Below are 9,257 nucleotides of genomic sequence, written 5' to 3'. Positions count from 1 at the left end.
TCGCTGCATTGTCCTGCCCGGTCCGCCGCACCACACGCGTGGTAATGGCAGGCTGAGTAGGGTGTGAATTTGTAAGGTGAGGGGCATGCCCGGTCATGACGCCGACAGCGAGTCGGCCGAACCGTGGCAGCAGAGACATCACCGAGCGGGCCGAAGGCTTCAAACGGAAGCCGCCCGCGTCCCAAGGAGCGTCCACACGCGACCGCCGACCAGGCAGCCGAGAGGCGCCGGTCCTCGGTAGTGGCCGTCGGGAGTCCCCAGTGAGAGGGACCGCCCGGAGGCTTCGATCGAAGACCGGCCCGAACTGCCCAGGGCCCGCCGGAAGGCAAGCGCAGGGGCGCTCCTCGGGAACCGTACGAAAGAGGAGATCTTCCAGGTGGAAGAGAACGTGTTCTACGCCGAGGCCGTCATCGACAATGGCAGCTTCGGTACCCGCACCATCCGTTTCGAGACCGGCCGGCTGGCCCGTCAGGCCGCCGGCTCGGCCGTGGCCTACCTGGACGACGACACCATGGTGCTGTCGGCCACCAGCGCCTCCAAGCAGCCGAAGGAGCACTTCGACTTCTTCCCGCTGACGGTCGACGTCGAGGAGCGGATGTACGCCGCGGGCCGCATCCCCGGCTCGTTCTTCCGTCGTGAGGGCCGGCCGTCCGAGGACGCGATCCTCACCTGCCGTCTGATCGACCGCCCGCTGCGCCCGTCCTTCGTCAAGGGCCTGCGCAACGAGATCCAGGTCGTCTGCACGATCATGGCGCTCAACCCCGACCACCTGTACGACGTGGTGGCCATCAACGCCGCCTCGGCGTCCACCCAGCTGGCGGGCCTGCCGTTCTCCGGCCCGATCGGTGGCGTCCGCGTCGCGCTGATCAAGGGTCAGTGGGTGGCCTTCCCGACCCACAGCGAGCTCGAGGACGCCGTCTTCGACATGGTCGTGGCCGGCCGCGCGCTGCCCGACGGTGACGTCGCGATCATGATGGTCGAGGCCGAGGCCACCGCGAAGACCATCAAGCTGGTCGCCGACGGCGCCGAGGCCCCGACCGAGGAGATCGTCGCCGCCGGTCTCGAGGCCGCCAAGCCGTTCATCAAGGTGCTCTGCGCCGCGCAGGCGAAGCTGGCCGCCCAGGCCGCCAAGCCCACCGGCGAGTTCCCGGTCTTCCTGGACTACCAGGACGACGTGCTGGCCGCCCTCTCGGACGCCGTCAAGAGCGACCTGGCGAAGGCCCTCACCATCCCGGGCAAGACCGAGCGCAACAACGAGATCGACCGCATCAAGGTCGTCGCGGCCGACAAGCTGCTCCCGAAGTTCGAGGGCCGCGAGAAGGAGATCAGCGCCGCGTACAACGCGCTGACCAAGAAGATCGTCCGCGAGCGCGTCATCACCGACAAGGTGCGCATCGACGGCCGTGGCGTCACGGACATCCGTACGCTGGCCGCCGAGGTCGAGGCGATCCCGCGGGTGCACGGCTCGGCGCTGTTCGAGCGTGGCGAGACCCAGATCCTGGGCGTCACCACCCTCAACATGCTCCGGATGGAGCAGCAGCTCGACACGCTCTCCCCGGAGACGCGTCGCCGCTACATGCACAACTACAACTTCCCGCCGTACTCGGTCGGCGAGACCGGCCGCGTCGGTTCGCCGAAGCGCCGCGAGATCGGCCACGGCGCGCTGGCCGAGCGGGCGATCCTGCCCGTGCTGCCGACCCGCGAGGAGTTCCCCTACGCGATCCGCCAGGTCTCCGAGGCGCTGAGCTCCAACGGCTCCACCTCGATGGGCTCGGTCTGCGCCTCGACCATGTCGCTGCTGAACGCCGGTGTGCCGCTCAAGGCCGCCGTCGCCGGTATCGCGATGGGCCTGATCTCGCAGGAGATCGACGGCGAGACGCACTACGTCACGCTGACCGACATCCTCGGTGCCGAGGACGCGTTCGGTGACATGGACTTCAAGGTCGCCGGTACCCGCAACTTCATCACCGCGCTGCAGCTCGACACCAAGCTGAACGGCATCCCGGCCTCGGTCCTGGCCGCCGCCCTCAAGCAGGCCAAGGACGCGCGTCTGCACATCCTGGACGTGATGAACGAGGCGATCGACACTCCGGACGAGATGTCGCCGAACGCCCCGCGCATCATCACCATCAAGATCCCGGTGGACAAGATCGGTGAGGTCATCGGCCCGAAGGGCAAGATGATCAACCAGATCCAGGAGGACACCGGCGCGGACATCACCATCGAGGACGACGGCACCATCTACATCGGTGCCATCGACGGTCCCTCGGCGGAGGCTGCCCGTACGACGATCAACCAGATCGCCAACCCGACCATGCCGGAGGTCGGCGAGCGCTACCTGGGCACCGTGGTGAAGACCACGACGTTCGGCGCGTTCGTTTCGTTGATGCCGGGCAAGGACGGCCTGCTGCACATCTCGCAGATCCGCAAGCTCGCCGGTGGCAAGCGCGTGGAGAACGTCGAGGACGTGCTGGCCGTCGGTGCCAAGGTCCAGGTCGAGATCGCCGAGATCGACCCGCGCGGCAAGCTCTCGCTGATCCCGGTCGTCGAGGGCGAGGACGGCGTCGAGGACGCCGCTCCGGCCCGCGCACTCCCCGGAGTGCGCGGGCCGCACCCTGTTCTCCCGTAATTCTTGAAGTTCTGGAAGGAAGGCCCGTGGCTCAGGCCTCCGCGGCGCAGCAGCGCCCTGGCTCCACCCGGACCCTGCTCAAGGGCGTCGACGGGGCCGGCACGGTACGCCGTACCGTCCTGCCCGGCGGTCTGCGGGTCATCACCGAGACTCTCCCGACGGTCCGCTCCGCGACCTTCGGTATCTGGGTCGGCGTCGGCTCCCGGGACGAGACCCCGGCGCTGAACGGCGCCACGCACTACCTGGAGCACCTGCTCTTCAAGGGCACCGCCCGGCGCAACGCGCTGGAGATCTCGGCCGCGCTGGATGCGGTCGGCGGCGAGATGAACGCGTTCACCGCCAAGGAGAACACCTGCTACTACGCGCGGGTGCTCGACACCGACCTGCCGCTGGCCATCGACGTGGTCTGCGACATGCTCACCGGCTCGCTGATCCGCCCCGAGGACGTGGAGGCCGAACGCGGCGTCATCCTCGAGGAGATGGCGATGGCCGAGGACGACCCGGGCGACGTGGTGCACGACCTGTTCGCCCAGGTGATCTACGGCGACTCCCCGCTCGGCCGTCCGATCCTGGGCACCCAGGAGACCGTCAAGGGGCTGACCCGGGATCAGATCGCGGGCTTCTTCCACCGCCGCTACAAGCCCGAGCAGCTGGTCGTCGCGGCAGCGGGCAACCTGGACCACGCCCGGGTGGTCCGGATGGTCCAGAAGGCCTTCGCGCCGGTGCTGGAGAAGTCCAAGGGCCACCCCGCCGAGGTCCGTCGCGGCGTCCGCGCGGTCCGGACGGCCGGCCGGGTCGAGGTGCTCAACCGCTCCACCGAGCAGGCGCACCTGGTGCTCGGCGTCCCCGGCGTGCCGCGCCACGACGACCGGCGCTGGGCGCTCGGCGTGCTGAACGCCGCCCTCGGCGGCGGGATGAGCTCCCGGCTGTTCCAGGAGATTCGGGAGAAGCGCGGGCTGGCCTACTCGGTCTACTCGTACTCCTCCTCCTACGCCGACAGCGGCCTGTTCGGCATCTACGCCGGCTGCCAGCCCAAGCGGGTCGAGCAGGTGCTGGACATCTGCCGCGAGGAGCTCGCCAAGGTGGTCGCCGACGGCATCACCGAGGAGGAGCTGACCCGGGCGATCGGGCAGATCTCCGGCTCCACCGTGCTCGGCATGGAGGACACCGGCTCGCTGATGAACCGGATCGGCAAGGCCGAACTCAGCTACGGCCACCACCTGTCGGTGGACGAGATGCTGGAGAAGATCGCCTCGGTCACCCTGGCCGACGTGCACGCGGTGGCGCGTGATGTGCTGGGTGCGCACCGGCCCTCGCTCGCGCTGATCGGCCCGATCACCAAGAAGCGGGCCGACGCGCTCGCCGCAGCGCTTGCCTGACGAACTGCTGGCCTGAGAGGACTACTGAGATGTCGTTGCCCGTCGCCGTGATCGGCGCCACCGGCCGGATCGGTTCCGAGGCGGTCAAGGCGGTCGGGGCCGCCGCCGACCTGGACCTGGTCGCCACCCTGAACCGCCACTCCTCCCTGGAGGAGCTGAAGGGGGCCCGGGTCGCCGTCGAACTCACCCACCCCGACGCGGTGATGGCCAACCTGGAGTACTGCGTCCGCAACGGCATCCACGTGGTCACCGGCACCACCGGCTGGACCGAGGAGCGGCTCGCCACCCTGCGGGGCTGGCTCGCCGACGCGCCCGAGGTCGGCGTGCTGATCGCGCCGAACTTCTCGATCGGCGCCGTGCTCTCGATGAAGTTCGCCCAGCAGGCCGCGAAGTACTTCGAGACCGTCGAGGTCGTCGAACTGCACCACAACAACAAGGCGGACGCCCCCAGCGGCACCGCCGCCCGGACCGCCCAGCTGATCGCCGCCGCCCGCGACGCGGCCGGCCTGCCCCGGCAGAGCGACCCGACCACGCACGGCCTGCCCGGCGCCCGGGGCGCCGACGTGGACGGCGTGCCGGTGCACTCGGTCCGGCTGCGCGGCCTGCTGGCGCACCAGGAGGTGCTGCTCGGCGACACCGGCGAGACCCTGACGATCCGTCACGACTCGCTGCACCACAGCTGCTTCATGCCGGGCATCCTGCTCGGCGTCCGCAGGGTGGTCGAGACCCCGGGGCTGACCTTCGGCCTCGAACACTTCCTGGACCTCTGAGATGACCTCCCGTACCGGCTTCTTCCTGCTCTCGGCCGCCCTGCTGCTGGTCTCGCTGATCTGCGTCGGCGAGGGCGTCCAGCTGATCGCCACCGGCAAGCCGCTCGGCATCGGCCTGGGCGTCTGCGCCTTCGTCATCCCCGCCATCGGCGTCTGGTTCCTCCGGCAGACCGTGGCCTTCGGCCGGGCCAGCGAGCAACTCGCCCGCGAGCTGGAGGCCGAGGACGGCCTGCCGGTGGACGAGCTGCGCCGCACCAGCGGTGGCCGGATCGACCGGGCCTCGGCCGACGAGGTGTTCGCCCGCCGGCAGGCCGAGGCCGAGCAGAGCCCGGGGGACTGGCGGGTGTTCTTCCGCCTCGCCGTGGCGTACGCCGACGCAGGTGACACGCCGCGGGCCCGAAAGACCATGCAGCACGCCATCAAGCTGCACGGCAGCACAGTTCAGATTGGGAGTACGAAGTGAGCAGCGAAGTGAAGTTCCGCGACGACGTCACCGTGCAGTTGGTGCGCAGCGCGGCCGCTGACTCGGACGTGGTCTGGTCCGCCCGGGTCTCCACCGCGGGCGAGCAGTCGCTCGAGGCGCTGGCGCAGGACCCGGAGAAGTCCGCCGGTCTGATCAACTTCCTGATGCGCGACCGGCACGGCACCCCCTTCGAGCACAACTCGATGACCTTCTTCATCAGCGCGCCGATCTTCGTCTTCCGCGAGTTCCACCGGCACCGCAGCGGCTGGTCCTACAACGAGGAGTCCGGCCGCTACCGCAACCTCGAACCGGTCTTCTACGTGCCCGGCCCGGACCGCAAGCTGGTCCAGCAGGGCCGCCCCGGCCGCTACGAGTTCGTCGACGGCACCCCGGAGCAGGCCAAGGTCACCGCCGAGGCGATGGAGGCGTCCTACCGGGCCTCCTACACCGCGTACCAGGAGATGCTGGACGCCGGTGTCGCCCGCGAGGTGGCCCGGGCCGTGCTGCCGGTCGGCCTGTTCTCCTCGATGTACGCGACCTGCAACGCGCGCTCGCTGATGCACTTCCTCTCGCTGCGGACGAAGAAGGAGAACGCCACCGTGCCGTCCTTCCCGCAGCGCGAGATCGAGATGGTCGCCGAGGGCATGGAGGCGGAGTGGGCCAAGCTCATGCCGCTCACCCATGCGGCCTTCGAGAAGCACGGCCGCGTAGCCCCCTGACCTGGGCCGATGGGCATATGAGTGGCTCGCTCGGCACGTCTGGATTGCGACCCTCCGAGGCGCTCCCTAGGCTCGGGTCAAGGATTCCGGTGCTGCTTGAACCCCCGAGCACGCAGCACCGGAATCCCATCTCGGGAGAGCTGACGGCAGCTCCGCGACACCACTCACCTGTCCGAACCCTGGACCGGCCTGGGTACCCCCCGGCCGCCTACGAGTAGTTTTGGACGCATGGCTCCGACCTCCACCCCCCAGACGCCCTTCGGCCGGGTCCTGACCGCGATGGTCACCCCGTTCACCGCCGACGGCGGCCTCGATCTCGACGGCGCCCAGCGCCTCGCCGCCCATCTCGTGGACTCCGGCAACGACGGCCTGGTGCTGAACGGCACCACCGGCGAGTCCCCGACCACCAGCGACGCCGAAAAGGCCCAGCTGGTCCGCGCCGTGGTGGAGGCGGTAGGAGACCGCGCACACATCGTCGCCGGTTGCGGCACTAACGACACCCACCACAGCGTCGAGCTGGCCCGGCAGGCCGAGGCCGCCGGGGCACACGGCCTGCTGGTGGTCACGCCGTACTACAGCAAGCCCCCGCAGGAGGGCCTGTACCGGCACAGCGTCACCATCGCGGACGCCACCGAGCTCCCGGTGATGCTCTACGACATCCCCGGCCGCAGCGGCGTCGCGCTCGCCACCGAGACCCTGGTCCGGCTCGGCGAGCACCCGCGGATCGTCGCCAACAAGGACGCCAAGGGCGACCTCGGCGCGGCGTCCTGGGCGATCGCCCGCAGCGGTCTGGCCTGGTACTCCGGCGACGACATCCTCAACCTGCCGCTGCTGTCGGTCGGTGCGGTCGGCGTGGTCAGCGTGGTCGGCCACGTGGTCGCCGCGGAACTGCGGACCCTGCTCGACGCGTATCAGTCGGGGGACGTGGCGAAGGCCGCCGCGATCCACCAGGGTCTGCTGCCGGTGTTCAGCGGTATGTTCCGGACCCAGGGCGTGATCCTCACCAAGGCCGCGCTCACCCTGCAAGGGCAGCCGGCCGGACCGCTCCGGCTGCCGCTGATCTCCGCCACGCCGGAGGAGATCGCACAACTGAGGGAGGATCTCGCCGCCGGCGGGGTACACCTGTAGCAGGACCAGACGTGCGCGCCCCGGCTCGCCGGACCTCTCGAGGTCTGCCGCTGAACCGGAACGACGGCGCGAAGCACCAGGATTTGGCAAGTAGGAAACCATCGAGGCACGTACGCCATATGTCCCCAGGGCGCGAACCCCTTGGCATATGGCGTGCGTCGTAAGGAGAGTCTTTTGAGTCACCCGCACCCCGAACTCGGCGCAGCCCCCGCACTCAAGCCGGGCGCCGTACGCATCACCCCGCTCGGCGGGCTCGGCGAGATCGGTCGCAACATGACCGTCATCGAGCACGCAGGCCGACTGCTCATCATCGACTGCGGCGTGCTGTTCCCCGAGGACGAGCAGCCCGGTATCGACCTGATCCTGCCGGACTTCTCGTCCATCCGGGACCGGCTCGACAAGATCGACGGCATCGTCCTGACGCACGGTCACGAGGACCACATCGGGGCCGTCCCGTACCTGCTCCGGGAGAACCCGGACATCCCGCTGATCGGCTCCAAGCTCACCCTCGCGCTGATCGAGGCCAAGCTCGCCGAGCACCGGATCCGCCCGTACGTGCTGGAGGTCAAGGAGGGCGAGCGCGAGCGCATCGGCCCCTTCGACTGCGAGTTCATCGCGGTCAACCACTCCATCCCGGACGCCCTCGCGGTCGCCGTCCGCACCCCGGCCGGCATGATCGTCGCCACCGGCGACTTCAAGATGGACCAGCTCCCGCTGGACGGCCGGCTGACCGACCTCCCCGCCTTCGCCAAGCTGGCCGAGGAGGGCATCGACCTGTTGCTGGTGGACTCCACCAACGCCGAGGTCCCCGGCTTCATCCCGCACGAGCGGGACATCTCCGCCGCGCTGCGCACCGTCTTCTCCAACGCGGACAAGCGCATCATCGTGGCCTCCTTCGCCAGCCACGTGCACCGCATCCAGCAGGTGCTGGACGCAGCGCACGAGCACAAGCGCAAGGTCGCCTTCGTCGGCCGCTCGATGGTCCGCAACATGGGCATCGCCCGTGACCTCGGCTACCTCAAGGTGCCGGGCAACATGATCGTCGACGTCAAGACCCTGGACGACCTGCCGGACAAGGACGTCGTCCTGGTCTGCACCGGCTCGCAGGGCGAGCCGATGGCCGCGCTGTCCCGGATGGCCAACCGCGATCACCAGATCCGGATCGTCGAGGGCGACACCGTCATCATGGCCTCGTCGCTGATCCCCGGTAACGAGACCGCGATCTACCGGGTCATCAACGGCCTGACCCGCTGGGGCGCCAACGTCGTCCACAAGGGCAACGCCAAGGTGCACGTCTCGGGCCACGCCTCGGCGGGCGAGCTGCTGTACTTCTTCAACATCTGCAAGCCGAAGAACCTGATGCCGGTGCACGGCGAGTGGCGCCACCTGCGGGCCTGCGCCGACCTCGGCATCAAGACCGGCATCCCGAAGAACCGCACGGTCATCGCCGAGGACGGCGTCGTCGTCGACCTGGAGAACGGCGTCGCGAAGATCGTCGGCAAGGTCCAGGCCGGGTACGTGTACGTGGACGGCTCGTCCGTCGGCGACATCACCGAGCCCACCCTGAAGGACCGCCGGATCCTCGGCGAGGAGGGCTTCATCTCGGTCTTCGTGGTGGTCGACTCCACCAACGGGAAGATGGTGAGCGGCCCGACCATCCAGGCGCGCGGCTCCGGCATCGACGACAACTCGTTCGGCCCCGTGGTGGCGAAGCTCCAGGAGGCCCTGGACCGCTCCGCCGGCGACGGCGTGCTGGAGGTCCGGCAGATCCAGCAGCAGGTCCGGCGCATCATCGGCAAGTGGGTGGCGGACAACTACCGCCGCCGGCCGATGATCCTCCCGGTCGTGGTCGAGGTCTGATTTGACTTGGGGCAGCCCGGTGCGTAATGTTCTCCGGGTTGCCCCAAGAGGCCGCCGAAACTTCTCTGAGTGAATTCGAGGAGAGAAAGCAGCCCGAGAAACTCTGGTAGAGTTCGGGAGCGCCGAAAGGCAAAAGCCGAAAGATGAAATTAACTCCGGTAAAACGGAGCGGAAAACGTCTGATAAGCTTGAAACACGAAAGAACGAAGCGCCCGGAGGGTCCGCCTGATAAGCGGCTCGAAGGAAGTGTCCGTTCCTTGAGAACTCAACAGCGTGCCAAAAGTCAACGCCAGATATGTTGACATCCCC

At 68.8% G+C, this 9,257-nt stretch carries 7 protein-coding genes; all 7 read left to right on the top strand.

The features are described from left to right. Positions 1–376: 376 nt before the first annotated feature. Positions 377–2,629 carry a polyribonucleotide nucleotidyltransferase gene (locus ACXJMZ_RS36015; RefSeq protein ID WP_457034222.1) on the top strand — a complete coding sequence of 751 codons (2,253 nt, stop codon included), beginning with the start codon at positions 377–379 and terminating at the stop codon, positions 2,627–2,629. Positions 2,630–2,640: 11 nt separating this feature from the next. Then, entirely contained in the window at positions 2,641–4,008 is a 1,368-nt protein-coding gene (locus ACXJMZ_RS36010) for a M16 family metallopeptidase (RefSeq protein ID WP_457034223.1), read from the top strand. 29 nt (positions 4,009–4,037) lie between these two features. Then, entirely contained in the window at positions 4,038–4,778 is a 741-nt protein-coding gene (gene dapB, locus ACXJMZ_RS36005; RefSeq protein WP_457034221.1) for a 4-hydroxy-tetrahydrodipicolinate reductase, read from the top strand. Position 4,779: 1 nt separating this feature from the next. After that, positions 4,780–5,241: a hypothetical protein gene (locus tag ACXJMZ_RS36000; protein WP_457034220.1), complete on the top strand. Its 462-nt coding sequence runs from the start codon at positions 4,780–4,782 to the stop codon at positions 5,239–5,241. After that, positions 5,238–5,960, top strand: coding sequence for an FAD-dependent thymidylate synthase (gene thyX / locus ACXJMZ_RS35995; protein WP_057233527.1), 723 nt, complete (start codon positions 5,238–5,240; stop codon positions 5,958–5,960). The genes ACXJMZ_RS36000 and thyX overlap by 4 nt, the downstream gene beginning before the upstream one ends. Positions 5,961–6,188: 228 nt before the next feature. Then, positions 6,189–7,088, top strand: coding sequence for a 4-hydroxy-tetrahydrodipicolinate synthase (gene dapA, locus ACXJMZ_RS35990; protein ID WP_057233529.1), 900 nt, complete (start codon positions 6,189–6,191; stop codon positions 7,086–7,088). A gap of 174 nt (positions 7,089–7,262) precedes the next feature. Next, a complete protein-coding gene (locus ACXJMZ_RS35985) occupies positions 7,263–8,948 on the top strand; it encodes a ribonuclease J (protein ID WP_457034219.1) in 1,686 nt (561 codons plus the stop codon). The last annotated feature ends 309 nt before the right edge of the window (positions 8,949–9,257 follow it).

Source organism: Kitasatospora sp. P5_F3 (genome assembly GCF_054049135.1).
The sequence above is the reverse complement of the archived record's forward strand: the minus strand, read 5'-3'. Positions and strand labels throughout refer to the sequence as shown.